The sequence below is a fragment of the Vibrio sp. YT-17 genome (genome assembly GCF_033337375.1).
GTDB classification, from domain to species: Bacteria; Pseudomonadota; Gammaproteobacteria; order Enterobacterales; family Vibrionaceae; genus Vibrio; species Vibrio alginolyticus.
Genome location: NZ_JAWOQP010000007.1, coordinates 102173 through 129084, shown reverse-complemented (window position 1 = coordinate 129084; position 26912 = coordinate 102173). Strand labels below are relative to the sequence as shown.

The following is a 26912-nucleotide window of genomic DNA, read 5'->3' as shown; positions in this document are numbered from 1 at the left end:
AGTGGTTATGTACCAACAACGGATTGTGATTGACGGATTGCAGTACTGCAATTGGGATCGAGAGTATTTCCAAACGCTTAAGGCGAGTGGCATTACCGCCGTTCATGCCACCATCGTCTACCACGAAACTGCGCGCGAAACCTTAACGCGTTTTGCTGAATGGAACTTGCGCTTCGAGCAAAATGCGGACCTCATCATGCCTATTTATTCAATGGCAGATGTAGAAAAAGCCAAAGCAGAAGGCAAAGTCGGCATCTTCTTCGGCGCGCAAAATTGCTCACCTATCGATGATGAAATTGGTCTGATTGAAGTGATGCGCCGCCAAGGTCTGCTGATCATGCAACTGACCTACAACAACCAAAGCTTACTGGCGACAGGTTGTTACGAACAAAACGATTCCGGCGTAACTCGCTTTGGTAAGCAAGCGATTGAAGAGATGAACCGAGTCGGGATGATCATTGATATGTCCCACAGTGCAGAGCGTTCGACGTTGGAAGCCATCGATCTTTCTTCGCGTCCAATTTGTATCAGCCATGCTAACCCGACGTTTGCGCATGACGCACTGCGCAACAAGTCTAACACCGTGATCAAAGCACTGACGGAGCGCGGTGGTTTGATTGGATTCAGTTTATATCCGTTCCATTTGCCAAATGGCAGCCAGTGCACGTTGGATGATTTCTGCCAGATGGTTGCGAAAACCGCAGACATGTTTGGCGTCGACCATTTAGGCATCGGTAGTGATCTGTGCTTAAACCAACCGCAACAAGTATTGGAATGGATGCGCAACGGGCGTTGGTCAAAAGCGATGGATTACGGCGAAGGTTCAGCAAGTAACTCGGGATGGCCAGATGCGCTGCCATGGTTCTGCGGCAGCGCAGGGATGGAGAACATCTACAACGGATTAATGGGTCACGGATTCAGTGAATCTGAGGCTGGAAAAATATTGGGTGAAAACTGGTTCAACTTCCTTAAAGAAGGATTAGAGCCTTTTTCATAGCATTCCCCAAAGTAGGAACCGCCTGCCCACATAATAACAATACGGCAGGCGTAAAACTCACATTTGTAGCCAGTCTTTGGCTGCTGCAAAGAACCTCTGGAGCCAGAGTATGTCTGATTTAACCAATAGCATGAAAGCTTCCACGATGAGCGTGTCATCGGGCAAGTCGAAAGCAAAACACAACACATCAACAACAGAAAACACGACGGACAAATTAGGACTGAATAACCCGGCCTTTTGGTATAGCGGTGGTTTCATCGCGTTGTTCGTTGCTATTGCACTTTATGACGGCGAGCTGTTATCTACGATCGTTAACGCTGGCTTTGGCTGGGCAGTTCAGGTATTTGGTCCATACTGGCAGTTACTGCTGCTTCTCACTTTTCTTATTGGTCTTGGCTTGGCTGCAGGGCGAACAGGCAAGGTGATGTTGGGCGGGATTGCAAAACCAGAAATGGACTCTTTCCGCTGGATGGCGATTATTTTCTGTACCTTATTGGCTGGTGGTGGTGTTTTCTGGGCCGCGGCTGAGCCTATCGCACACTATGTTAGCCCACCCCCTTTGTACGGCGCGCAAGATAACCCGCAGCAAGGTGCGGTGAATGCGTTGTCACAATCCTTTATGCACTGGGGCTTTCTAGCTTGGGCGATTGTAGGTAGCTTAACTTCCATCGTGGTGATGCACCTACATTACGACAAAGGTTTACCACTAAAACCACGTATTTTGCTTTACCCAGTCTTGGGCGAACGAGCACTTAAAGGCCAACTCGGTGCATTGATTGACGCGTGCTGCATTATCGCGGTAGCCGCGGGCACCATCGGGCCCATTGGGTTTCTAGGCTTGCAGGTTAGCTACGCGTTAAATGCGCTGTTTGATATTCCTGATGGCTTTACCACTCAGCTTATCATCATCTTGTTTGCGATTGCGCTTTACACCTTGTCAGCACTCAGTGGATTAAGCCGAGGCATGCAACTGCTTAGTCGTTACAACGTGATTCTGGCAATGGCATTGATGGTTTACATCCTGTTTTTTGGCCCTACGAATTTTATCTTTAACGGATACATTCAAGGTGTAGGGAGCATGCTGGATAACTTTATCCCAATGGCGACCTACCGTGGTGATGAAGGTTGGCTAAGCTGGTGGACAGTATTTTTCTGGGGCTGGTTCCTTGGTTATGGTCCGATGATGGCAATTTTTATTGCGCGTATTTCCCGTGGTCGAACTATCCGACAAGTCATTTCCACCATCAGTATTGTGGCTCCGTTAACCACCTGTTTTTGGTTCACGATTGTGGGCGGCTCAGGTCTTGCGTTTGAAATTGCTGAACCGGGTAGCGTGAGTGCGGCGTTCGAAGGCTTTAACCTGCCAGGTGCTTTGCTTGCGGTGACTCAGCAACTACCAATGCCAATGCTGACTTCAATTCTATTTCTGATTTTAACCACGATCTTCATCGTCACGACGGGCGACTCAATGACCTACACAATCAGTGTCGTGATCAGTGGTGAAACGGAGCCGAATGCGATCATCCGTACCTTTTGGGGCGTAATGATGGGTGTGACGGCACTAATCCTGATTTCTCTTGGCTCTGGTGGCATCTCTGCACTGCAATCTTTCATTGTGATTACCGCGGTTCCGGTTTCGTTGATTCTGTTACCGTCACTTTGGAATGCGCCGCAAATCGCAATCAAAATGGCGAAAGAGCAAGGGCTATAACAATTATCTAATTCAAACAACGTGGAGCTTGTGCGGGTGTTTTCCTCCTGCATCCGCACAAACCCTAGTATTCTTACAATAACAAATAGGTGGTGAGCAAAATGGATGCACATCGTTCTACTTATACGGAAGCAACTATGCGCGATGCAGCGATTGTCATGGCAGCCGAAAGGCTTGGCGCAATGCACCAAAACCGAATCAGCTTTGTTCGCAGTCTGATTCGTAATATGGCAAGCCAAAACTGGCAAGTAACCAAGCATGAGTGGCAGCTTTGTCCTCGTGGTTATGGTCATGTGATTTACAAATTGACCACGCCAGAGCACGTTTATCATTTGGTGGTATTCTGTGATGAAATTGCCGACGACGAGCGTAATGATCGCGTAATTGCTGAAAAGTGGGACGTCACATTTGCACTGGTTCAAGGCGATGTTGATGTTACTTTGTTGGAAAGATTGCGAGAAAATGTACCGCTGCAAGAAGCGGGACGTAATCCAAACAACGTACTTGTTCTTGCTCGCGCAAACAAAAGTGTGCGCGTGTTTGAGCACATTGTTAGCGCGCTTTCTCAAGGCGAGCAGCCTGAGCCGAAAGAGTTAGCTGAAGTGGGTTATATCCTGCGTACCACAGCTGTTTATGGTAACGGAAAGTTTGGTATCGCCGATTTCAAACTGTTAGAGAACAACTCAGATTTCAGCCAGTCTTTTAGTGCGCAAATGTGTGCCGTATATATGTTGCGTGAATTCAGCCTAGATTGGGTGCACTATCTGGCACTTCAGCAAGGTGGCGACAACGCGGTGGCTTTGCATCGTGGCTTGCAGCGCTACCTTGGTGTCGGCAATGCGACTGGCTTAGGCATGGCTCCATACTTGATTAATCACCCGTGCATCGTTGACCAATGGATGACCTCTCGCGAACGTGCGGTAGCGCGAGTCTTTGCGATGCCATGTGAAGCGTCGTTCCATGCTCCTTTGCAAGGATTGCTGCAAAAAGCACAGCGTCATTTAGAGCAAGTCATCACCATCAATGAACATCAAGACAGGCTCAATCATCAAGCGATAGCAGACATCAAACAACTGCTATCGGAGCTAACAACGTTAATGGCATTACATCCGAACTGGGCGAGTTTGGTCGAGCATAAGAAAACAATGAGTGTGGAAGCCCAAGAAATCCTCACCTCTTGCTTGATCGAACTCTACCCATCTTTAGTGGATGAATTTGCTAGCCAAATGAATACGGATGAAACGTTATCTATTCCGGGCGGGAAAAAGATCCAAGATTTACTGGAAGTGTTGCAAAGCAAGTACCGCTGGGCGATTGATGCGGATTACTCACTAGCCGAGAACAACTACTGGTTCTGGTATCGCTCACAAGATAAAGAAGAGCCAAGGCTTGGTGTTCGCGGGGAAGAGGCTGGAGAAGAAAAAGAACTGCCGCTTGATATCGGCAGACAAGTGAATCGCTTGTACCAGGCCTTGCTTGACTGTGATGTAGAAATGTCCGTAGCAGAGTTTCTATTGCAAAAACCGGCTTATCGTTCGATCACACGTCGCGTATGGACGCTAGGCAACCGTGCGATGGGGGATATTCAAATGAATGTGCTGCGTAAAGATGCGTTACCAATGCACTTACTGCGCTGTAAATTGGCGATCTTTGGCGCGACTAAGTTTGATCCGCGCTCGGATCGTTGGGTTCGAGTAACCTTCTTCCAGGGCGCGCCGCTGTTAGATGAAATTCACGATCCTAAACTGGCAGACACATGGATTTTCCCTAGCATGCCGCCGCGTGACGAAATTGTGCAAAGTGACAATCAAAAAATCAACGGAGGATTTGCATTATGATCGTCTCTCACAACGAATTGGTGGCCGCGGTTAATAAGGCATTTCTTGGCATGCGCCGTCACTGTGGTGAGGCGGATGTCATTGCGAACATGGTGGCGGACTTGCAAATGGTTGGCTTACATGGAGTTCGTCATTTTAATAACGCCAGTCTGTTTCTTGGGTTAGATTCAGACTGCGCCGTATCGGTGACCAACAGTACGCCGTCAAGCATAGAGGTAGAACTGCACAACGGGAGTGTAGCGTGTCATTTACCCGCGGTGTTGGATTTCGCGCTCGAGAAAATGATCAACCGTAAGTCGATTACCATTACGTTGAAACAGTGTCATAACCGTTGGCTAGGTTTTAGTGAGTTGTTGAAGCTCTCTGCAAAAGGCATTGCGTGCCGTGCACAATGGGTCAATGGCTCTAGTCCCAAGCGAACGCTTTATGTGTTAAACCGTGGACGAATCGCGCCAGAAGTCTTTTTCTCGGATCAGTTTGATGGGCATGATACGGATTTGCATAGTATGGTTATCGAGCTCTCCGTGAACGATTTCGATATCGAGAAAAGTGCACAAGGGTATACCACCCACATTGAAGGTGATGAGTTAAGCCGCACGCAACAAGCTTCTTGGCAAAATGGTATCTTTGTCGAAGACCAAGAATGGGAAACACTGAAACAAACCGCAACCGCGTTGCTGGTGGAGAACAGTGAGCGTTCTATGCTCGGTGCTGGCGGTGTGGTTTAAGCGATGAAAGGCGATGATTCCAAGTAGAAGTGATGAAGGCTGCTCTTTAGCGGCCTTTTTTGTGCGCGAAGTTTGATCACTTCTGAAGTTCAAAGACTATGATTACCGTTATCCGCAAGATGGAGCAACACAGGTAAGAAAAATGGATCTGCAAGAGAATAAAAGAAATGCCATTGCGTTTTACGAAACCGCCTATCGAGGTAATCCAAGAAAAGCGGTTGAAGACTATGTTGGCGATGAGTACATTCAGCACAATCCATTAGTTGGAAATGGCCCCGAGGCTTTTATCGAGTATTTTGAGCGGATACAAAATGAGTATCCCAATAAAGACATTACGTTTGTGCGAGCCATTGCTGAAGGGAACTTGGTGGCACTACACACTCACCAAACATGGCCTAATGATATTGAATACGTGACAATGGATTTCTTTCGTTTTGATCACAATGGGAAGATCGTCGAACATTGGGACGCTCTGCAAGAGATTCCTAAAGAAACATTGAATGGTCACACCATGTATTAACGAGTCGTTGACGAGTCTCCCATGCCGTTTATTCAAACGGTATGGGAGGTTAAATGATTTGTGGCACTTTAAGTATTAATCATCAAAGCGCTTTTTCGATTCTCACCGCGACGTCTTCAGATACCCAGCCTTTCCACAAGTCAGGGTAGGTATTAAAGAAGTAAAACATCGCTTCTTCACCGTCCGCGTAGTTATCTTCCATCCAGGCCAGCATTTCACTCATTTGCTCGTTGGTAAATCCGCGTTTCTGCAAGTACGCGAATGCTTGGGGTTCTTTGCTCGCAAACGCCTCAGTTGTTACTGTGCGAACTGGAGAAGGTGGGTACATTGTTACTTTTGGTGAAGCGCAATCAGGCTGAGTGGTACAGTTGCGATACTCTTCTAAATCTGTTCCGCTACCAAAATCCACTTTGACCATATCATACTTGCCCAATACGGGGGTCGGTGACCAGTAGTAACCAAACCAAGGCATTTTGCGATCATAGGCTTTGGCGATGGTGCCAGCTAATGCTGCGCCAGATCCTGGGTCAACCATCTCAAAGCCGTGCTCACTTAACCCTAATGCATTAAACAAGTGACCGGAGGTGATTTGGCATGTCCAACCAGCAGGGCAGCTATAAAACGCGAACTTGTCATCATCCTCTGGGTGTTCAAATAGTTTGGCGTGCTTGATGACGCCTTCTATTGTCGCGAGTTCTGGATACTGTTTTACCAGATAGGCGGGAACCCAAAACCCTTCTTCACCACCATTGACAAGCGATTCACTAGCGATGCGCAAGCGTTTATCCGCAATCCCTTTATCAAGTGCTTCTTTAATACCGTTTGTCCATAACTCTGGCGCAACGTCAGGCTGTCCCTTTTCAATCATAGAGGTGCCTGTAGGAACGCTATCACCAGGGATCAATTCCGCATCGCACTGGTAGCCTTCATTTAAGACAAATTGGTCGATGTGCGCCATTAAGCTGGCCGAATTCCAATTCATGTCTGCGATGGTTATTTTTCCGCATTCGTCCGCATTTGCATGAGTAGATAATGCTGATAGCAGCAGAACAGAGAGCATTGAAGGTGTCGTCTTCATGTGACTGAATTTCCTTGTCGTTGTCATTTACTTCAGTATATACATCGGTTTATAAAGATTCAGTGAACAAGTTTTTTTCAGTGACGTTAAGCATAAAAACGGCGATTTATGAAGCGTTTGGTGAGGCGTGTTGAAAGGGAGTTAATACAGCAAGAACACTCCTTCGTAGCCGCCAATCTCAATATGAGAAACATAGTCGCCGATGTTACCGTCTTGATCTACAGGTCGCATAGGCTCTGGAAGTGCGATAGTTATCTTCGGTGAGGAGAAGTAATCGATATTTTTGCCAAAGAAATCAGTCCGATACAGCACTCGGCCTTTGGTGAATTCGCGGGCTAACACCATCTCTGTAGGGCCATGCATCACTACCGCATCGTCTGAGTGATACGCAAAGTACGTATGGGTTGGTAACAAATCGATAGCGCCATTAGGCAAGTCAGGGTGAGCCACTTTGCTCATAGAAGCATCTCCAATCACCGTGTAATCGGCGGAATAGGGCGTGCTGGTGGACATCATTAGCGGAGTCGCCTGATATCCCTCTGGTATTTGATTGGCAGGCTCTCCCAAATCAACGGCAAGCAAGGAGCTAGGTTGATAAGCAATATTCTTTGGTACGCCTGCCTTCCAGAAGTTGTCACTTGTTGTGTTATTACTTCCATATAAGTAGCCATTGTTCCACTGATTAAAGTAAATGCGCTCAGGGTGATAGTTTAAGTAGAACACCGCTAGTGCAGAGTATTGGTCCTGTTTCCAGTTATCCTCAGTGTTGCCAAAGTATTGAACTCGACCATAACGCGTGGTCGCTTGATAAATCACTTTCTGACCCGCTTTGGCGAGTGCAGAGTTATCCCAAAATTTAGCCAAGCCAGCATAGCCACTAAAGCCGGTAGCAGGGAAAAGGTAGTGCTCGCGCAAGTACAAGGAGCCAGCGTTAACCAAGTGGTTTTGCCCATTACGACCGAATAAGTTTGCCGTACCTATGTTGAGGCCAATTAACGCATCTTCATCCAGCGTTGCCAGTTTATTCAAGAACGCCGAGAATTGCGCTTTGTAAGCATCGTCAGCAGCTTGGCTACCCGCCACCAAACCAAGTTCATCCACTGTGCCTCCGGAATATATGTAGAACTGATTTGCACCGAGTAACTTATTCGTATCGTCGTTGTACGCACCATTTAAACCTTGTTTCGCCCATTCAGCTTGGTAATAGTGGCGCATTGTATTGGTAAAAACGGGATTACCGAGATTGGTCAATGCCCAAGAAGAGGTTTGATTCCACATACGACCAAATGGAATAACCCGTGACTCCCAACGAAATCGGGCCGTTGCATTCTTATTCGAACGGTTTTTGTATTCATTCCAAGAAAGATAATTGTCTTGGTTTCGATCTGCAGATTTGTCGAAGCCACGAATTTTACGCCGGCGTTGAATGGTTTGACCTTCCGGTGTCTCCGTTGGTGCTCCTGAGATATTGACGGCAGGGAAGCTATTTTTGAGTTGAATGTTTTCGAGACGTGGGCGGTTTTCTATGTTGCCGTCATGCCAAGTAATTTTCGCAAAGTAAAGGCGGCCGCCGTCGCGTAAAAAGGTGGAGCCAAAGTACTGACCGCCACCATAAGTTTTTCCGCTACCATCATGCGTTGTAGCGCGAACCCAATCCGAAGGAACAGACCAGTTTACTGTTTGGTTTTTAGTCATGTTCTCAGTTTTGTCTTTTTTAATCGCGAAGCGTTTCCATTCTGTTACCCGACCAAACGAGTCGATAGCAGAAGGGTATTCAATCGTGAAGCTGCCGCCTTGAGCAAACTGAGAGAACGTAAAGGCTAAGCGGTCGAACTTCTCTGAGTGATAGACATAGAGGGCTCCACCATTATTCGCCTGGCCAAATACATCAGCATCCCATGGCGGTGGTTGATATAGCCAAAAGCCGGCGTGGTCAGCGCTGGCGGTATAGCCAACGATCATCGGTTTTCGATTGAGTAAGGTATTTTCACCATGGCTTGAGTCGACTTCAGCTAGGATAGTGTCTTCAGAAAAGTGGAGAAAGAAATCTTCGTAGTCAATTCCATTCAGTTCTGCTTGGTTACGTATATCGTTTTCCAGCCAACCTGAGTTAAGTTCCAGCTTTTGGTTGTACATGTAACCAAGCGCTTTTACACGCTCGTTATCACTCTTATCTTTGTAAGCTCCAAACACGATATCGGCATTATCCAACTCCCATTCAAGTGCAGTGGCAGCAGATATAGGCTTATCTTGAAGATCAATACCCTGTTCATGCAATCCAGGTAACACGATTGATGTTCTACTCCAAACGCTGGGTATAGAAAGTAAGCTCAGAGAAGCAAGTGCAATGAGAGAAAAACAATGCGACTTCAACATGGGGTTATCTCACTCATACTTAGATGACTCGAATTAAGGGCCAGAATACAAAGAGAAATTATAGTCCATTCACAAAGTCCTAATCAGGAACCCGCCGATAGAAGGCTTTACCGGAAATCGAGGGGGGAAGCCCGGCAAAAATGAGAAGGTCTGCGTCGGGTGTAGTACGTTCAAAGACTCAAAATTCCATCTACACAAGCACAAAAGTAACCAGAATTTTAACCTTGTTTCGATTGCCATCATATTGTTGGATTTTCATCAACAATTTCAGTTAAAACCAACTGATTAAACCAGTCATATTCTCTGTTGTATTGATTGCTTATCATACAAAAATTTAACGAAATTAATTTTTATACATTTTTATTGCATAAAAAATCCTTTTGAGTAATATAAATGCCAAGTGACAATTAATGCGGTATGTCAGCATGACTATTCAGGTAAGCGGAATCAATAAATCCTACGGTGAGACACAAGTGCTTCACGATGTCAGCTTTAAGTGTGAAAGCGGCGAAACACTGGTGTTACTCGGTCCGAGTGGTGCAGGGAAGAGCTCTCTACTACGTGTTCTTAACCTTCTTGAAGGAGCGGATAACGGCCAGTTAAACATCGCTAATGACGCATTCGACTTTTCAACTGAAATCAAAGAGAAGCAAGGTTTAGCGCTTCGTCGTAAAGTGGGCATGGTGTTCCAACAGTACAACCTATGGCCGCATATGACAGTGATGGAGAACCTGATTGAGGCTCCGGTAAAAGTCGCTGGCATGGATAAAGAAGAAGCGAAGAAGCAGGCAATGCAAATTCTTGCGACGCTGCATTTGGCAGACAAAGCGGATGCATGGCCGATGCAACTTTCTGGTGGTCAGCAACAACGTGTGGCGATTGCTCGTGCATTGATGATGAAACCGGAAGTCTTGCTTTTTGATGAACCGACCGCTGCGCTTGATCCGGAAATTACTAACCAAGTCGTTAAGATTATTAAAGATTTAAGCGAAACCGGAATTACACAAGTAGTTGTGACGCACGAAGTGGATTTCGCCAAGAAAATCGCTAGCCACGTACTGTATTTAGAAAAAGGACACATCGTTGAGCACGGCACAAATGATTCGTTTTCTAACCCGCAAACCGCCCAGTTTGCTGACTACTTAAATCACTAAATCACGTTTTTAAAGTTCAGTCTATTTAACAGATAAGCTCGGCTGTCATTGCGAGTGTCAGCCCACTAAGTACACACGGAGTATTGCAATGAAAAAGATTCTACTAGCTTCACTAATCGGCCTTTCTTCTGCAACTATGGCAGCAAACGCAGCAGCACAAGAAGAGATCAAATTCGCGATGGAAGCGACGTACGCACCGTTCGAATACATGGATGAAAACAACCAAATCCAAGGTTTTGATGTGGATCTGGCGAATGCACTATGTAAAGAAATCGAAGCAAAATGCACCTTCCACAACCAATCTTTTGACAGCCTGATCCCAGCATTAAAATTCAAGCGCTACGATGCGGCAATCTCTGCAATGGACATTACTGAGGCGCGTTTGGAGCAAGTGAATTTCACGAATGCATACTATGACAACTCAGCAGCGTTTGTTTCTATCAAAGAAAAAGTGGCCGATCAAAAAGCACTAGAAGGTAAGCGTGTTGGTGTTCAAAACGGTTCAACACACCAAAGCTACCTGATTGAGCAAATGCCTGGCGTAACAGCGGTTCCTTACTCAAGCTACCAAGACGCATTCATCGATATGAAGAATGGCCGTATTGATTCTGTATTCGGTGACACAGCAGTCGTAGCAGAATGGTTCAAGAAAGAAGACAACCTAGCTTACGTGGGTGAGCACATCACTAACCCTAAATACTTCGGTAACGGTTTCGGTATCGCAGTAAATAAAGGTAACGACGAGCTAGTGAACAAGCTGAACACAGCACTGAAAACAGTGAAAGCAAACGGCGAATACGACGTAATCTACAACAAATACTTCGGTAAGTAATATGGCACTAACGGGTTACTCTTTATCGCTTGTTCAAGCTAGTTGGATGACTGTCCAGCTAGCCTTCACAAGCCTCTTAGTCGGTTTGATTCTGGCAGTGGTATTCGCCAGTGGTGAAATGTCTCGCCGCGTTTTCGTTAAATGGCCAATGACGGCGTTTGTGACGATTGTACGTGGCTTGCCAGAAATCCTTGTCGTGTTGTTCATCTATTTTGGTTCGACACAGGTTCTGTTTTTAATCACCGGCGACTTTATTGAAGTTAGCCCGTTCTTGTCTGGCGTGGTGGCGTTGTCATTGATCTTCGCTTCCTACGCTTCTCAAACTCTACGTGGCGCATTAAAAGCCGTTGGAAGAGGGCAGAGAGAAGCAGCAAGTGCACTCGGCATCAGTCAAGCACACGCTTTCGTTCGCATTGTTTTACCACAAGCAGTAAGACACGCACTACCAGGTTTAACTAACCAATGGTTAGTTCTGCTGAAAGACACCGCGCTTGTATCACTGATCGGCGTGACGGATTTGTTGAAACAAGCGCAGCTAACATCTGCAGCGACGCATGAAGCGTTTACATGGTACGCAACCGCTGCGGTGATTTACCTAGGCATTACTTTGATTACACAACGTGCCGTCAAACTGATTGATAAGAAGTTCTCAATTCAAGGCATGAGCATGGGACAGGAGGCGACCGCATGAACGAACAACACGTTTGGCAAATGCTGGATGGCTTAGGCACTAGCCTCCAATTGACCGCCGCTTCCTTGGTTGTGGGCTGTCTTTTAGCTCTGATGATGACGCTGACTCTGATCCTACGTACTCCGGGTTTGCATTGGGTAAGTCGTGGCATCATCACCTTGTTCACAGGTACGCCTTTGCTGGTACAGATCTTCTTGGTGTACTACGGTCCGGGTCAGTTTGATGCCGTAAGAGAAAGTGTATTCTGGACATGGTTAAGCCAACCTTGGTTCTGTGCGATGTTAGCGCTAGCACTCAATACCGCTGCATACAGCACTCAGTTGTTCAAAGGAGCGTTTAACGCGATTCCTTCTGGTCAATGGCAAGCGTGTCGTGCATTAGGTATGAACAAAACCGCAACACTAAAAGTGCTGCTGCCATACGCTATTCGTCGTGCGGTTCCGGCTTACTCGAACGAAGTGATTTTGGTCTTCAAAGGTACGTCACTAGCAAGCACGATTACGATCATGGATCTGATGGGCTACGCGCAACGCATTAACGCACAAACCTACGACACGTTGACGGTATTTGGTATTGCAGGCGCATTTTATTTAACGGTAAATGGTGTGCTGACTCTCATTTTCCGTCAGGTAGAGAAGAAAGCATTGGCGTTCGAAGCCGCATAAACCTTCAATCAACACTCATCACTTAGTTTCACAGTGCCTCTGCAAATGACTCTCTTGCAGGGGCATTTTTTATATTCGTTATGGCAAATCCCTCAAGTTCCACCAAACTTAATTCAACGTAATTGCATTGGTGGCACCATGGAAAGAAGACACTTTTTAGCGCTGTGGACATTGTTGTTCGTACCCTCTTTAAAAGCGAAAACACCAATGCGGCCAACGCCAGCACAAACTGAAGGGCCATTTTATCCAGTAGTGAACATTCCTCTTCGTCAAAACTTGATTCTGCAAACAGAAGGTTTGGTCGGTGAAGCTATCGTGTTGCAAGGTAAAGTCGTAGATACATCGGGAAACCCTGTCTCGGGTATCAAAGTAGAAATCTGGCAATGCGATGGGCAGGGGATTTACGATCATCCTAAGCAGCCAAATAATGATAAGTTTGATGCTCACTTTGCAGGTTTTGGCGCGGTAGAAACTCAATCGGATGGTCGCTACTTATTCCAGACTTTGTACCCCGTGCCTTATGCCTCTCGTCCACCGCACATTCACGTTAAGTTGTGGCGGGATAACCAAGAGCTTCTGACCACTCAGTTGTACTTAAAAGGCAATACTGGTGATGAATGGTGGGGTGGCAAAGCCCGAGATTATCTACAGTTTGAAACCATACGAACCGACGGGCGATTAACTGGCCAATTTAACTTTGTGATTGGCTAGCTAATCCGGTTAAGCCATTAACTCAACCAATTGCGCCAAGCATTCTTTATCCAGTATCGGATGAGGCTCGACGCCCGTGACCAAAACGATATCCACGGAAGGTAGCGATGGCATATCGTCTAAGATCTTAAGATCCTCGCTAACGCTAATACTGCCCATCGCACCGATAGCCATGCCTGAACGTACAATTGCTCGTTGTGCAGAAGCCGTATTGCAACATGCCAGTAGTTGATAAGGAGTGCCACGTTTGGTTAATCCGTCTACTGCTGCCGCATGGTATTTACAGTCGGTTTGGAATAGGGCGAGAGGGAGAGGTTGGGCGTTCTCAATGTCAAAATCAGGATGAGCAATCCACACGCCTTTGTCGCTCGCTAGCCAATAACCTTCTTCACTATCCGGTGCTCTTGTCACAATAGCGGCGTCTAGCTTTCCTTCATCTAGTTTCTCTCTCAAGGTGATGCTTGGCTCACTGAAGACTTGAATTGAACATGTGGGCTCAGATTGCTGTAATACGCGGATGACTTTAGGCAAGATATTGTCGTTGTAATCCTCTGGGCAACCTAAGCGAAGAGGGCGCTTGTTTTCATAGCGCCTCACTTGTTTCAGTGCTTGATTGTGCAAGCTAACCAATTGCTCTGCGTGAGAGCGTAGTGCTAATCCCGCTTCACTTAAGACAAGATTGCGACCTTCTTTTTCAAACAAACTGACGCTGAGTTCGTCTTCTAGCTTACGCATTTGCGCACTGAATGCGGATTGGGTGCGATTGATCTGCTTGGCTGCACGAGTGAAACTTCCCGTTTCGACAAAAGCCAGAAAGCTGCGTAACGCATCGATATCCATATCTAAAACTCATCCATCGTTTTTGTTGAAGTGTTCCATCAAAACTATCCGTTAGTCCCCTTAAATACAATCAGATATTGTGAATGGGTACTCAAAACACAAACCGCATGGAGGCGTCATGAAACTGTTTATTGCTAACCAAAACTACTCAAGCTGGTCACTGCGCGCATGGCTGATCTTTTCTCAATTCAAACTGGATGTCGAAGTCACCAAGCTCAAATTATTCACGGAAGATTTTTATAAGACCTTGGAAGGTATTACACCAACCGTGAAAGTCCCTACCTTAGTGGATGATGACGCAACCGTGTGGGATTCATTAGCTATTTTGGAATACGTTAACGAGCAATACTTACAAGGCAAAGCATGGCCAAGTAAGTCTGCGGAACGGGCTAAAGCACGCGCCATCGCATCAGAAATGCATTCGGGTTTCTTTAACTTAAGAAGCGAACTCCCAATGAACATCCGCGCACGCAGAAAAGTCGATCTAACGGAGGGAGCACGTAAAGATATTGCTCGCATTGACGCTATTTGGGCAGAGCAAGCAGAACTGCATCCAAACGGTTGGCTATTTGGAGAATGGTCGATAGCGGATGCTATGTATGCACCTGTGGTATTGCGTTTCCAAACTTACGGTATCGAGTTATCCGAAGGTGCCAAAGCTTACCAACAGAAGGTGCTAGCAAGTGAATCTTTACAGCAATGGTTGGAAGAGGCGAGCCAAGAAACGGATATCGTAGAAGAGGACGAGGCAGGGGAAGAAGTATAAGCGCATCTTGCGATCGCCTGTAGCAAGGGAAAGCATGACAAAGCACGCTTTCCTCTTCTAGGATAGTTGTAGTTTCCGGTGCGTTTAAGCTAGGTGTTCAACAATCGCTCTGCCTACGCCGTGTGCGCTCGTTGGGTTTTGACCTGTGATGACACGATCATCCACAATTACAAACTCTTGCCATGGTTGCACTTTAGAGTAGCGCGCTGCGCTGCGTGCAAGAGATTCTTCCAATAGGAATGGGATATCGTTGATGGTGCCGAAGTCGATCTCTTCTTCGCGAGTGAAACCTGTTACTGATTTAGACGCAAGCAGCTTTTCGCCATTGCTAAGCGTGATAGGAAGAAGAGCGCCCGGACCATGACAAACTGCTGCCACAATACCGCCATCTTCATAGTGTTTTGCGGAAATCTTGGCAAAATCTTCGTTGCTCGCTAGGTCTGAAAGAAGACCAAAACCACCCGGATAGAAGATCGCATCGTAGTTGTCACCGTTGATTTGTGACACTGGAATCGTGTTGTTGATGCGGTTCTGGAAATCATCATCCGCCAAAATTTTCTCGTTCACTGCGTCGCCTTCGATGTCGGTTCCGTACAGTGGTGCTTGCCCGCCTTTGATAGAGGCAATGTCGTAATCGAAGCCTGCACCCAGCAGTTCGCTAAGGGCATGAGTGAGCTCTGGCGCGTAAGTTCCGTTTGCTTGGTCAGTTTCACCTAGGGTCGCATGGTTCGTCACAATGATGAGTACTTTCTTCATGATGGTTTCCTTTTTGGCTTACGTGTATTTGTTGAACACCTTCATACTAATTGCTAATCAAATAAGTGATAATACGATTAATTGGCAAAACATTATTGCTATATAGCAAAGGTAAGTATGGACAGTTTTGAAGGCATCAATGAGTTTGTTACGGTTGCTGAGAGCTTAGGGTTTTCTGCAGCGGCAAAACAGTTAGGTTGCAGTACCAGTCACGTCAGTCGCCAAGTCACAAGACTAGAAGAGCGATTAGGTGTCGCTTTGTTAGCACGTTCGACAAGAATGGTGAGTCTAACGGAAGCGGGGCAAGCGTATTATCAACAGTGTAAAGAGTTGGTGATTGGGCTTCAGCAAGCCAATGAGCAACTCACCACGCAGCAAACTCAATTGAGTGGTACGTTACGTGTGAGTGCCGCTGGTGCGTTTTCTGAAAACCATGTAGCGCCTGCCTTGATGGCGTTTGCCAAGCAACATCCTAATCTCACGGTAGAAATCAACTTCAACACCAGCATGGTCAACTTTATTGAAGATGGTTTCGATTTTGCCATTCGTTACGGTAGGTTGAGTGATTCAGGCTTGGTTGCGAGAAAGCTGGTGGATCGTCCCATGGCAGCGGCAGCCAGTCAGCGTTATCTCGATGAACATGGTTTGCCAACGCACCCCGAGCAACTCAAGCGTCATAGCTGCATTATTGCCAACAAAGACGTTTGGTTGTTTGAAAAAGATGGCAAGCCTTTAGATGGCGTAAAAGTGCAGGGCAGATGGAAGAGCAATAACGCACACACGGTCTTGCAAGCCTGTGCAGAAGGATTAGGTGTGGCGTACTTACCGAAGAGCAGTTTCAACGATGCTATTTCGTCTGGTCGTTTGGTGCCAATCCTAGAGCCCTATTGGGGAAGTGGCAACAGCAGCTGGATTGTTTATCAGAATCGTCACTTTCTACCACTACGAGCGCGATTGGCTATCGACTTCTTGCTTGATCATTTTGCCGATTGGCAGGAGTAATGAGGCTCTGCCAATCGGTTTGTTTATCCATTTGTTAGATCGTCAACATACTAACGTATCTACATGTTTTGATAGCTCGGTCCACCGCCACCTTCTGGTGCTTTCCACGTGATGTTTTGCGAAGGATCTTTGATGTCACAGGTTTTGCAATGCACGCAGTTGGCGGCATTTATCTGAAACTTCAACTTATTGTCCACTTCCACCACTTCGTAAACCCCAGCGGGGCAATAGCGCTGACTCGGTTCGTCATACATACCTAAATTCACATCAATTGGAATGTGAGGGTAAGTCAGAACAAGGTGACAAGGTTGATTCTCTTCGTGCTGTGTTCCCGACAAAAATACCGACGAAGGCTTATCAAAACTGATTTCACCATCTGGTTTTGGGTATGCAATTGGGTGGCACTCTTGTTTAGGTTTTAACTGCTCATGATCGTGCGAATAGTCCTTGATAGACCAAGGTAACGGCTTCTTAACCAGTGGTTGCCACAGGTTGTGTTCAAAAGTCGAAAGAGCACCGCCAAGTATGCTGCCCAACTTATGAATGTTCGCGCCAAAGTTACGCGTTTCGGCGAGTTCGTCATACAACCATGATGATTCAAACAACGACTGGTAGTCTGGCTCAGAAGCTCCAGTTTGTCGGGCCGTATGTACCGCTTCTGCTGCAATGATTCCGGATTTCATTGCTGTGTGGCTGCCTTTAATTTTTGCGACGTTCAAAGTCCCCGCATCACAACCAATCAATAAACCGCCAGGGAATTGCTGTCTCGGCAGAGAGGAAAGCCCACCTTTCGCAATGGCTCTTGCGCCGTAAGCGATGCGCTGAGCACCTTTCAAATGTGTTTCAATAGCAGGATGGTGCTTAAAGCGTTGAAATTCGTCAAACGGACTCAAGTAAGGATTGCTGTAATTCAAGTCGACAATAAGCCCGACGGCGATTTGGTTGTTCTCCATGTGATAGAGAAAACCGCCGCCTGTGGTATTTGTTTCACTCAAGGGCCAGCCAGCGGAGTGGATAACACTGCCAGATACATCCTTACTGTCAGTGGGTAACTCCCATATCTCTTTTAGGCCAAGCGCGTAGTGCTGTGGTTGCTTTCCTGCGTCTAGGTCGAACCTTTGAATAAGTTCTTTACCCAGATGTCCGCGACAACCTTCAGCAAAAAGGGTGTATTTTGCCCTTAGCTCGATACCTGGTTCAAAGTTAGGTTTGGCCTGGCCGTTCTTATCTAGTCCCATATCGCTCGTGTTAATGCTTGTCACGGCGCCAGTCTGATCATAATTGATGCTTGCAGCGGCAAAGCCCGGAAAAACTTCCACCCCAAGATTTTCTGCTTGGTTAGCGAGCCAACGGCAAAGGTTGGCAAGGCTAATTACGTAATTATTCTCGCCATTTATCATTGGACGCGGTGTAAGGAAGTGGGGAACGCGAATATGGTTTTGTTCAGTAGTAAGATAAAGGAAATCATCTCGTTGAACTGAGGCTGCTAGCGGGGCGTCCATTTCTTTCCAATTGGGGAAAAGCTCATCTAAGGCACTAGTTTCAAAAACAGCGCCAGATAAAATATGTGCGCCCACTTCTGAGCCTTTTTCTACAACGCAAATTGAAAGTGCGTCACCTTCACTGTCTTGGTTGAGTTGAGCTAGCCGACAAGCGGCGCTTAAGCCTGCAGGTCCGGCCCCCACGATCACGACATCAAACTCCATGCATTCTCGTTCCATCTTTATGCTTCCTTTCTATTATCGTCATCTGCGTGACAGGCTTTGGTTTCTATACAGAAAACTATAGCTCAGTTGACGTTAACGTGAAGTGGACTAAGCTCAAGTAATGGATCTGACGTGTTATATGAGGCATGACCATGGAAGACCGACCATTAGCAACACTTGTGCTCGCAGAGCATGACAACCAATCGTTGGCTGTAGGGACGCTGTGTGCAATTAAAGCGGCATTTGAGATTAAGGATGATGATAAATCGCTTCCTGTTTCTGTGTTGCTTATTGGTTATCAGTGCCAATCAGTTTTGGATGAGTTGAATTGTGTTCAAGGTGTTGCAGAAATTATCTGGGTTGATGCGAAGGGATATGAACATGGATTAGCGGAAAATATCGCACCTTTGATCTCACAAGTAGCCAAAAACTACTCACACATTCTTTCTCCTGCCAGTACATTTGGTAAGAATGTGATGCCTCGTGTGGCGGCGTTGCTTAATGTTGGTCAACTTTCTGACGTGATGACAATCGAGTCTATCGATACGGTGATTCGTCCAATTTATGCTGGAAATGCATTGGCGAGAGTCACGTCGAATGATCCCTATAAAGTGATGACCATAAGAAGTACGGCTTTTGATGCCGCAGAGCTATCTGACACGCCAGTTGTCCCTAAGCTTACTCAAGTCGACACGGTGATTATCAATAAACTTAGTGAGTTTGTTTCGCAACAAACGCCAGAAAGTGAGCGACCAGAATTGCCAGCGGCTAGAGTAGTAGTGTCGGGTGGTCGTGCATTCGGGAGTAAAGAGAAGTTTGTTTTAGTAGAACAATTGGCTGACAAGCTAGGTGGAGCGGTAGGGGCGTCACGAGCGGCGGTCGATGCGGGCTATGTGTCTAATGACCATCAAGTTGGGCAAACCGGCAAAATTGTTGCACCGGAGTTATACATTGCCGTCGGAATTTCTGGCGCGATCCAGCATTTGGCGGGAATGAAAGATTCCAAGGTGATTGTTGCAATTAATAGCGATCCGGATGCGCCTATTTTTGACATTGCTGATTATGGATTGGTCGGCGATTTGTTTGTGGTAATGCCTGAGCTGTTAGAGAAGCTGTAGATATAGTCTTGCTTCCTAAAACAAAAGGCTTCCGGACTGGAAGCCTTTATCATTTGATTTTTATAAGTTACTTTTCGCTCGGACGTTGCAGGTGCTCTGCAAGTACTTTCGTAAACCTTGCAGCTTCACCACCAGTACAAGCGCGATGATCAAACGTTACGGATAGCGGCATTGCTTTCACCGAAATTGCTTGACCATTTCTTATCACAACTCGGTCGAGTATTCGGCCCGCGCCTACAATAGCGACTTGTGGCGGTGTGACGACAGGTGTTGCGTAAATACCGGCAATCGCGCCGAAGTTGGAAAGCGTAATCGTCGCGTGCTGCAATTGCTCACGACCGATTTTTCTCTCTCTGATCCCTTCAACGGTTTGATCGAGCCAACGACGAACATCTTGTGGCTCGTATTCATCTGCGTGGCGCAAGACTGGTACGTACAATCCATGACGGCTATCTACTGCAATTCCTACATTGACCGTTGTGTGTACACAGCGTGTCATGGTTTCGGCATCAAACCAAGCGTTTAAAGCAGGCTCTTCTTGACACGCATGAACAATCGCTTGAACAAGGCGGATACTGATATCTTCGTTTGGCAGCCAATCTTCCAACAACGCTTCTTCCGTAATAGTTACGGCAGCAACATGTTCGTGCGATTCGGTCATAGACGATACCATGGTACGTCGAGCACCTTTCAAAACTTCGGTGCCTGGACGCTGTTTTCCGGCTTCGTCGTAAATATCGGCATCAACGATAAGTCCGTTCGGGCCACTACCTGACACGAGGTTAAGATCTACCCCAAGTTTTTGTGCCAACAAGCGAGCCGAAGGCAGGGCGGTAACGAGGTTACTTTCTGTCGTGTTGTGGTTGCCACCAATCCAGAAATCATCAACGTTAACATGATGCGCTTGGTGAGAAACGCTACCGACGACGGTTGCGGCGTCAGCAGTGACTTTTTTCTCTGCCGTTACTTCTCTCCCGGCACCTGTTTCATCAATCTCTAGCAGTAATGCACCAATATTGACGATTTCACCTTCCTCACCATGACGGCTGACCACACGGCCCGAGTAGGGGGCAGGGACGTCTACCGTCGCTTTTGCTGTCTCTACGGTTAAGATCACTTGATCTAATTTAACCATGTCTCCGACATTAACGTGCCATTTGACAATTTCTGACTCAGCGAGACCTTCACCGAGATCGGGTAAATTAAACGTCTTCATTTCCAATCCTCCACGAGTTCGCGCGCCGCGGTCACAATGTCTTCTTCCTGAACCATGAAATAATCTTCGTTACGGTAATAAGGCATAATGGTGTCCATTCCAGTTACTCGTTTAGGTGGGGCTTTAAGTAAGCACATGGCATGTTCAGCGGTTCGAGCTAATAGCTCAGAGCCCACACCACAAGTTTTACTCGCTTCATGAACAACGAGTAAACGTCCAGTTTTTTCTAGTGAGCTGAAAATCGTCGCGGTATCAATTGGCTTAATACTCGCCAAATCAATCACCTCGACTTCAATTCCCTGACTAGACAAGGTTTGTGCGGCCTGAAGTGACTCTACGACGCATGCGCCCCAAGTAACGAGCGTGATATCTCGCCCCTTACGCAAGGTGAAGCAGGTGTCGAGTGGGAGTGCTTCGCCGTTATCAACGACTTCAGATTTAACGGTGCGATATATGCGCTTCGGTTCGAAGAACATGACGGGATCATTGCTTCTAATTGCAGCGAGAAGTAAGCCGTATGCGCGTTGTGGAGAAGAAGGAATCACCACTTTAAATCCAGCAGTGTGAGCAAATAGCGCTTCCACGCTTTCTGAGTGGTGCTCCGGAGCGTGGATACCGCCGCCAAATGGCGCACGAAAAACCGCGGGACAAGTGAGCCGACCGCGAGTTCTGTTACGCATTCGAGCCGCGTGGCACATTAAGTGCTCCATCGCAGGAAAAACGAAACCTTGAAATTGAAATTCGGCGACAGGTCGTAATCCTTGCGTTGCCATACCGACCGCAACCCCGCCGATTAAGGCTTCAGCGAGTGGCGTATCGATGACTCGTTTAAGACCAAACTCTTGCTTGAGTCCAACAGTGGCACGAAATACACCACCATTATCGCCCACGTCTTCACCTAATACGACAACATTGGGGTCTTGTTGCATTTCGTGGTGCAGGGCAAGGTTTACTGCTTCAACCAACGTTAGCTCAGCCATGTCTGCCTCCCTGCATTCTCATTGCCTTGTTGATGAGCTCATCTCTTTGTGCATGAAGTTCTTGAGGTAGCGATTCATACAAATAATCGAAACCGGTTTCTGGTGCTTGTGGCGGTAAGCTCAGATAGCGTTCAACAGCTAACTCTACTTGCTCTTTACAGTAATCTAGCCATTGCTGTTCTTGTTCGTCGCTCCAAGCGCCTTGATTAAGGAGGTACGTTTTAAGACGTGCGATAGGTTCGTATTGCCATGCAGTTTGAACATCATCTTCTTTACGATAACGAGTCGCATCATCGGCCGTAGTGTGGTCACTCAGTCGGTAACTCACCGCTTCGATGAGTGTTGCACCTTTCCCTTTTCTTGCTCTCTCAAGGGCGGTTTTAGTTGCATCATAAACGGCGACGACATCGTTACCATCGACAGTAATACCCGGTATACCTGCACCTTGCGCTTTTTCTGATAAGAAATCGGCGGCACATTGGAGACTACGCGGAACTGAAATTGCCCACTGGTTATTGTTTACGACGAAAACAAGTGGAATATTCCAAGTACCTGCGCAGTTTATTGACTCAAGAAAGTCCCCTTTGGATGTACCACCATCGCCGCACATCACTAGCGCAGCTTCATGGTTACCTTGAATTTTTAGCGCGGAAGCCACCCCGACAGCATGCGTACATTGCGTCGCTATGGGTACACAGTAGGGAAGGTCTCGGCTAGGAACCGGACTGCCTTCAGGAGCAAAATCACTCCCGCGCTCATCGCCACCCCAGTATTGAAGGTTCTTTTCCATGCCAATGCCACGACACCACATCGCAGGCATATCGCGGTAGTAAGGAACAAACACATCATCGGCTTTAAGTGCTCTGCCGACCGCAATGCCTATGGCTTCCGCGCCTAAGTGTGAGGGATAGGTCCCTAGCTTACCGGTGCGTTGCAAGGCAACTGCTTTGTTGTCGTAAGTGCGAGTTAATACCATATCTCGGTAAAACCCGACCAATGTTTCAGTGTCAGCCCAGTTGGGTAGTTGGCCGACTAGGTCCCCACGATGGTCGATAAACCGATGCATGGGTAATGCCTGAACGTTCATCTCAAGCTCCTTTTGACGCTGCGGGTCTTTTGGACTGCAGCTGTTCATACAAAACCAGAGTTTGTATGGGTACTCAAACTCTGATATCAGCGCAAAGGCCATACCTAAGGTTGCGTGTGCTTTCGATAGCGGTAGGCATCTGTTCGTCCCTTAAACTATTTGTCGATAACATCGCTGCGACTATTTCACCGCAAGATACAGAGAAAGGCTTTTCTGTATCTAACCCTCTAACTAAATCGTGGTATAGCCAGATACAATAAGTGTAAACAAATTGTTAAATTATGCTTCATTTTGACTTTCGCTCAGTAGTAAAGTTTTGCTTACACCCTGATTTTGCAGAGTAATATGCTGCTATTTTGTTGGTGGTATTTTTAAACTCGAATTTAATTACTGGTTAATGAAACATATTTGCAACAAAATTTGGCTGTAAAATTTGACAAAGTGAGTCATTATTAATGAATCAACTCAAACAGTTGCTATATGATGAATTGCAAATTTTTGTTGTGCTCGAAGCCTCGACCTTATGAGAATGCATAACTTCTTCCCAACTGAGTGGAATCAAGGTAGGGTGACGGCATTACAAATGTATACCCTCGGCAGTCCTTGAGCTTATCCAAAGTAGGTGGTGCTCAAGCGGAAGTGATTATGGAGAAGTTATGTACCACGCTCATGTTTATTTTCCCCTAAGAGAACAAGATAAAGCGCAAGCCTTGAACGATATCATCCGTCAAGAGCGTCAAGATGTGCTGCGTGTGTTTCCATTAGTTGGAAGGTTAGTTGGCCCACACAAGATGCCGATGTTTGAAATTCACCTAGAATCATTGAGTGAAGAGTTCTTGGCGTGGCTTGATACGATTCGAGGCGATTTTTCTGTGCTTATTCACCCAGTAAGCGAAGAAGAGTTGCTCGATCACACAGAACGCGCGATTTGGTTGGGCAGAGAGATTGGTGTATTTGAAGAAAAGTTAGAGAAATAGTTGCTCCTCTCGCCCATGCATGACCGCTTTGAATCCTTCTCTTCTCATTGCGGTCGCAGCTTCTGCTTAACGCCTCATCTTCATTGATGGGTGCGGAATCCCTATCTTACGCTTTGCTGTAGCTATTTTTGTGCTAAACCTAAAAGTAGGCTTTCGAACTTCACGCACAAAGCGTGAAAATATCGCTGTTTAGCATGCCATTAAATGAATTTTGGTGGTAATAAAATATTAAGTCTTTGATAAATCAAATAGGTATAGCAGGGAAGTGCAGTTTACGACCCCAACGCCATTGGCAGTGGCGCCGATAATTTCTGAGGGGGAAGGGTATGTTTTCGATACTCTTGGTTATACTTGCACTCTATATATTTTGGCTGTTGTTTCGCAACGAGCCTGCGTTTGCCGGGCGTACCGCTCAAAAAAAACGTGACTGGGTTGGGCCTACCGCCAACAAAGAAGAATGGCGAGGGTTTTGTACAGACGTATTTCAGCCGTTCAGTTCTCAAACGACTTTCTACGCCATTGCTTATTTTGCCAATTACGTAGCAGCAGCGAACGCAATATCTTGGTCAACGATATACGAAGGCGATTATCCGGTCATCATAAGCCGATTTGGTAGCTACTTCATTTTAAGCACGCATGATGCACTGGTCGTAGCTGGGTTTATTGCGCTTGCTTTCTTTATCATTAATTGGCAACTTGCCATGCGCTGCTCTGGTATTCTTAGCCAGTATCTAGTGCGGATTCTTATTATTAATCAAAAGCGCTTTGTCGCGATTAGCTTGGTGTTTTGCAGCTACTTTTCGTACCTACTGACGCTTGGTATATTCTGGCTGTTCCATGATGGGTATTCAATCTGGCATGGATTAATGCTTAGCCCCGTGTTCCTGTTGTTAGCTTTATTGGTAGCGGTTGTTGTGCCATCTGCAAAAAGAGAAAATAGTGTACCTAAGTAATCCCGAGATGGTTTGTTCAGCGGGAATAGTTTGGCTTGTAGACTAGGTGGTGATGTAAAGGACTAGCGAGTCTAAATCACGAAGCGGTAACAAAGTATACGAGCCGAGATCTTTACTTCATCAGATATTTGGATGGCTTTGGGGCGTTTACTTAAGCAAGGTAGGCTGCACTTTTAACTCGATCAGATTATCACGTTCTGGTTTAGCCTTATCGAATGACAAAATAAAGCTGCAATTCGATAACCCTAGACAAGATGATATGTCTTCGTAAAAGGGTGAAGTGTTCGTACTGGGAACTTAGAATTAAAAAACGCGGCCAAAGAATAGCCGCGTTTATTAGAATAAGAGATTTAACTTTCTGTCACAGGTTCAGAGGCTTGTTCAGCGCTTGAATCCACAGCTTTTACAAGTAGTAGACCAACACCTCCGACGATGGCACCACATAGAATAAACACTAAGCGCCCCCATACTGGGTTAGGTAGCAGAGCCATAAACATGACACCTATACCTGCGACCGCGATAAGTTTACCCAGCATTTGACGTTGCTTGTTATCGAGTTTTCTCTGTGCCACTGATTCCGCTACAAGAGGCGTTGATAGGTTTTCAAAGAACTTATCGACATCTGCTTGGCGTTTGTCAGTTAGAGGCTTGTAGAATAGAGTCGACAACATGAAGAAGCCACCAGTTAGCGTCATGTGTCCGATTAGACCTATTGCTACTTTCACATCAGACCATTCTCGGCTAGTCAACTCCTCAAGGCCAAACGCCGATGACACCATATCAGCTGTGATAACAAACCCAACAAGGTAGGAAACGATGCCACCCACGACTAGAGTTCCCCAACCGGCCCAGTCTGGAGTTTTCTTGATAAAGAAGCCTAAAAACGCTGGAATTGTCATTGGGAACCCGATGAGCGCACCAACGTACATCATAGTGTCGAATAGACTCAGACCTTTTAGAGAGTTTATAAACTGCGCGATTAGAATAATTGCAACGCCAAATACCGCCGATGTTGCTTTAGAAACTGCGACTAGCTCTTTCTCTGATGCTTGGCCTTTACGAACGATCGGTTCATAAAAGTTCTTTACGAAAATACCTGAATTGCGGTTAAGACCAGAGTCCATAGAGGACATCGTAGCAGCAAACATTGCAGCGACCAGAAGTCCAACCATACCTGCTGGCATGTATTCTTGAACGAAGTATAGGTACGCGAAGTCGCCTGCTTTGTTACCAGCATCTGGATAAGCTGCCGCTAAATCAACACCTTGGCCTGCAATATACCAAGAAGGCATGAACCAAATGAAAACTCCACCCAACATCAATACACATGCTAGCAAAGCTGCTTTTTTTGCATTTTTAGAGTCTTTTGCAGCTAGGTAACGGTAAGAGTTCAACATATTGTTTGTAATAGAGAACTGCTTAACGAAGATAAAGAACGCCCAAATACTAAAGATGCTTAAGTAGTTCAGGTTGTTACCTGCAACAAAGCTGCCACTTTCTGCGACTGGGAAGTTAGAGATAATTTCAGTAACTCCACCACCTTGAACAATAGCAACGGCTGCACATGTGATCGTTACCGCCATGATGATGACCATTTGCATGAAATCGGAGGCGATAACCGCCCAAGAGCCGCCAGTTACCGACATCGCAAGTACAACTAAACCGGTAATCCAGATGGTTGCTGTCATATCAAAACCAAAAATACCTGAAGCTATAATAGCGAGGGCGTTAAGCCATACACCTGCAGAGACAACACTGTTTGGCATCGAAGACCAAGTAAATACTTGTTCGTTTGTTGTACCAAAACGCATACGAATGGCTTCTATGACAGTTACGACGCGTAACTGACGAAATTTCGGTGCAAAGTAAGCGAAGTTCATGAAGTAACCAAACGCGTTTGCAAGGAAAATAATAGCGACAGCAAAACCGTCATTGTAGGCTTTACCAGCGGCGCCAGTAAATGTCCAAGCAGAGAATTGAGTCATAAACGCCGTTGCTCCAACCATCCACCAAAGCATGTTGCCGCCACCTCGGAAGTAGTCGCTTGTAGTACTAGTAAAAGTTCTGAACATCCAACCTATTGCGATTAAGAATAGAAAATAGATGCCCACAATGAGAGTATTGAGTTCCATCTTTAGACCTTTGAAGTAGTTTATTGTCCTAAGTAATAGTAACGTTCGCTCCTCTTATTTGTAGTACAATAACTCAAA

25 protein-coding genes are annotated in these 26912 nt (G+C 46.3%); 16 read left to right on the top strand and 9 right to left on the bottom strand.

Going from position 1 to position 26912, the window contains the following annotated elements; translation table 11 throughout:
* Positions 1-7 precede the first annotated feature (7 nt).
* From R7F67_RS09115 to R7F67_RS09095, 5 genes are all read left to right on the top strand, one after another.
* A complete protein-coding gene (locus tag R7F67_RS09115) occupies positions 8-997 on the top strand; it encodes a membrane dipeptidase (RefSeq protein WP_017634252.1) in 990 nt (329 codons plus the stop codon).
* A 109-nt stretch (positions 998-1106) separates the two neighbouring features.
* On the top strand, positions 1107-2708 hold the full coding sequence (locus R7F67_RS09110; protein ID WP_005388593.1) for a BCCT family transporter: 1602 nt from the start codon (positions 1107-1109) through the stop codon (positions 2706-2708).
* A 101-nt stretch (positions 2709-2809) separates the two neighbouring features.
* Complete coding sequence (locus R7F67_RS09105; RefSeq protein ID WP_213904517.1) at positions 2810-4546, top strand: hypothetical protein; 1737 nt, start codon at positions 2810-2812, stop codon at positions 4544-4546.
* A complete protein-coding gene (locus R7F67_RS09100; protein WP_025767672.1) occupies positions 4543-5274 on the top strand; it encodes a DUF3726 domain-containing protein in 732 nt (243 codons plus the stop codon). Before R7F67_RS09105 ends, R7F67_RS09100 begins: the two co-directional genes overlap by 4 nt.
* A gap of 142 nt (positions 5275-5416) precedes the next feature.
* Positions 5417-5794: a nuclear transport factor 2 family protein gene (locus R7F67_RS09095; protein ID WP_025767673.1), complete on the top strand. Its 378-nt coding sequence runs from the start codon at positions 5417-5419 to the stop codon at positions 5792-5794.
* A gap of 82 nt (positions 5795-5876) precedes the next feature.
* On the opposite strand, the gene R7F67_RS09090 is transcribed toward R7F67_RS09095, so the two are convergent.
* Complete coding sequence (locus tag R7F67_RS09090) at positions 5877-6872, bottom strand: ABC transporter substrate-binding protein (RefSeq protein WP_005375798.1); 996 nt, start codon at positions 6870-6872, stop codon at positions 5877-5879.
* 141 nt (positions 6873-7013) lie between these two features.
* On the bottom strand, positions 7014-9248 hold the full coding sequence (locus R7F67_RS09085; protein ID WP_318057157.1) for a hypothetical protein: 2235 nt from the start codon (positions 9246-9248) through the stop codon (positions 7014-7016).
* Between the two features lie 425 nt (positions 9249-9673).
* On the opposite strand from R7F67_RS09085, the gene artP reads away from it, so the two are divergent.
* From artP to R7F67_RS09060, 5 genes are all read left to right on the top strand, one after another.
* The gene (gene artP / locus R7F67_RS09080; RefSeq protein ID WP_017634245.1) at positions 9674-10402 is read left to right on the top strand and encodes an arginine ABC transporter ATP-binding protein ArtP; all 729 of its coding nucleotides are present in this window, start codon (positions 9674-9676) and stop codon (positions 10400-10402) included.
* An 88-nt stretch (positions 10403-10490) separates the two neighbouring features.
* Positions 10491-11234 (top strand): arginine ABC transporter substrate-binding protein, encoded by a 744-nt coding sequence (locus R7F67_RS09075; RefSeq protein ID WP_047100941.1) that lies wholly within the window; start codon positions 10491-10493, stop codon positions 11232-11234.
* Between the two features lies 1 nt (position 11235).
* Positions 11236-11925, top strand: a complete 690-nt coding sequence (gene artQ, locus R7F67_RS09070) for an arginine ABC transporter permease ArtQ (RefSeq protein WP_042521067.1) — start codon at positions 11236-11238, stop codon at positions 11923-11925.
* On the top strand, positions 11922-12590 hold the full coding sequence (gene artM / locus R7F67_RS09065) for an arginine ABC transporter permease ArtM (protein ID WP_005388569.1): 669 nt from the start codon (positions 11922-11924) through the stop codon (positions 12588-12590). Before artQ ends, artM begins: the two co-directional genes overlap by 4 nt.
* Before the next feature lie 138 nt (positions 12591-12728).
* Positions 12729-13301, top strand: a complete 573-nt coding sequence (locus tag R7F67_RS09060; RefSeq protein WP_042521065.1) for a protocatechuate 3,4-dioxygenase — start codon at positions 12729-12731, stop codon at positions 13299-13301.
* Between the two features lie 9 nt (positions 13302-13310).
* Here the strand turns inward: R7F67_RS09060 and R7F67_RS09055 are convergent, their stop codons facing one another.
* Positions 13311-14141, bottom strand: a complete 831-nt coding sequence (locus tag R7F67_RS09055) for a LysR family transcriptional regulator (RefSeq protein ID WP_042521063.1) — start codon at positions 14139-14141, stop codon at positions 13311-13313.
* A 118-nt stretch (positions 14142-14259) separates the two neighbouring features.
* On the opposite strand from R7F67_RS09055, the gene R7F67_RS09050 reads away from it, so the two are divergent.
* On the top strand, positions 14260-14907 hold the full coding sequence (locus tag R7F67_RS09050) for a glutathione S-transferase family protein (protein ID WP_042521061.1): 648 nt from the start codon (positions 14260-14262) through the stop codon (positions 14905-14907).
* Between the two features lie 84 nt (positions 14908-14991).
* Here R7F67_RS09050 and R7F67_RS09045 read toward each other — a convergent pair whose 3' ends face one another.
* A complete protein-coding gene (locus tag R7F67_RS09045; RefSeq protein ID WP_005388562.1) occupies positions 14992-15663 on the bottom strand; it encodes a type 1 glutamine amidotransferase domain-containing protein in 672 nt (223 codons plus the stop codon).
* A gap of 117 nt (positions 15664-15780) precedes the next feature.
* Here R7F67_RS09045 and R7F67_RS09040 point away from each other — a divergent pair, with 117 nt between their 5' ends.
* Entirely contained in the window at positions 15781-16665 is an 885-nt protein-coding gene (locus tag R7F67_RS09040) for a LysR family transcriptional regulator (RefSeq protein WP_005388553.1), read from the top strand.
* A 59-nt stretch (positions 16666-16724) separates the two neighbouring features.
* Here the strand turns inward: R7F67_RS09040 and R7F67_RS09035 are convergent, their stop codons facing one another.
* Positions 16725-18386: an electron transfer flavoprotein-ubiquinone oxidoreductase gene (locus R7F67_RS09035; protein ID WP_206949041.1), complete on the bottom strand. Its 1662-nt coding sequence runs from the start codon at positions 18384-18386 to the stop codon at positions 16725-16727.
* A 137-nt stretch (positions 18387-18523) separates the two neighbouring features.
* On the opposite strand from R7F67_RS09035, the gene R7F67_RS09030 reads away from it, so the two are divergent.
* Positions 18524-19489, top strand: coding sequence for an electron transfer flavoprotein subunit alpha/FixB family protein (locus R7F67_RS09030; RefSeq protein ID WP_005375829.1), 966 nt, complete (start codon positions 18524-18526; stop codon positions 19487-19489).
* A 67-nt stretch (positions 19490-19556) separates the two neighbouring features.
* Here R7F67_RS09030 and R7F67_RS09025 read toward each other — a convergent pair whose 3' ends face one another.
* Genes R7F67_RS09025 through pdhA form a run of 3 tightly spaced genes read right to left on the bottom strand, consistent with a single transcriptional unit; the run spans position 19557 to position 22772 of the window.
* Positions 19557-20705, bottom strand: a complete 1149-nt coding sequence (locus R7F67_RS09025; protein ID WP_318057156.1) for a dihydrolipoamide acetyltransferase family protein — start codon at positions 20703-20705, stop codon at positions 19557-19559.
* On the bottom strand, positions 20702-21685 hold the full coding sequence (locus tag R7F67_RS09020; protein ID WP_017634235.1) for an alpha-ketoacid dehydrogenase subunit beta: 984 nt from the start codon (positions 21683-21685) through the stop codon (positions 20702-20704). Before R7F67_RS09020 ends, R7F67_RS09025 begins: the two co-directional genes overlap by 4 nt.
* Complete coding sequence (gene pdhA, locus R7F67_RS09015) at positions 21678-22772, bottom strand: pyruvate dehydrogenase (acetyl-transferring) E1 component subunit alpha (protein WP_025998586.1); 1095 nt, start codon at positions 22770-22772, stop codon at positions 21678-21680. The genes R7F67_RS09020 and pdhA overlap by 8 nt, the downstream gene beginning before the upstream one ends.
* Before the next feature lie 65 nt (positions 22773-22837).
* On the opposite strand from pdhA, the gene R7F67_RS09010 reads away from it, so the two are divergent.
* From R7F67_RS09010 to R7F67_RS09000, 3 genes are all read left to right on the top strand, one after another.
* On the top strand, positions 22838-23032 hold the full coding sequence (locus R7F67_RS09010; protein ID WP_127891143.1) for a hypothetical protein: 195 nt from the start codon (positions 22838-22840) through the stop codon (positions 23030-23032).
* 396 nt (positions 23033-23428) lie between these two features.
* Complete coding sequence (locus R7F67_RS09005; RefSeq protein ID WP_053307765.1) at positions 23429-23749, top strand: DOPA 4,5-dioxygenase family protein; 321 nt, start codon at positions 23429-23431, stop codon at positions 23747-23749.
* 326 nt (positions 23750-24075) lie between these two features.
* Complete coding sequence (locus R7F67_RS09000; protein ID WP_053307764.1) at positions 24076-24702, top strand: hypothetical protein; 627 nt, start codon at positions 24076-24078, stop codon at positions 24700-24702.
* A gap of 350 nt (positions 24703-25052) precedes the next feature.
* On the opposite strand, the gene R7F67_RS08995 is transcribed toward R7F67_RS09000, so the two are convergent.
* Positions 25053-26834: a sodium:solute symporter family transporter gene (locus R7F67_RS08995; protein ID WP_031781211.1), complete on the bottom strand. Its 1782-nt coding sequence runs from the start codon at positions 26832-26834 to the stop codon at positions 25053-25055.
* Positions 26835-26912: the final 78 nt, after the last annotated feature.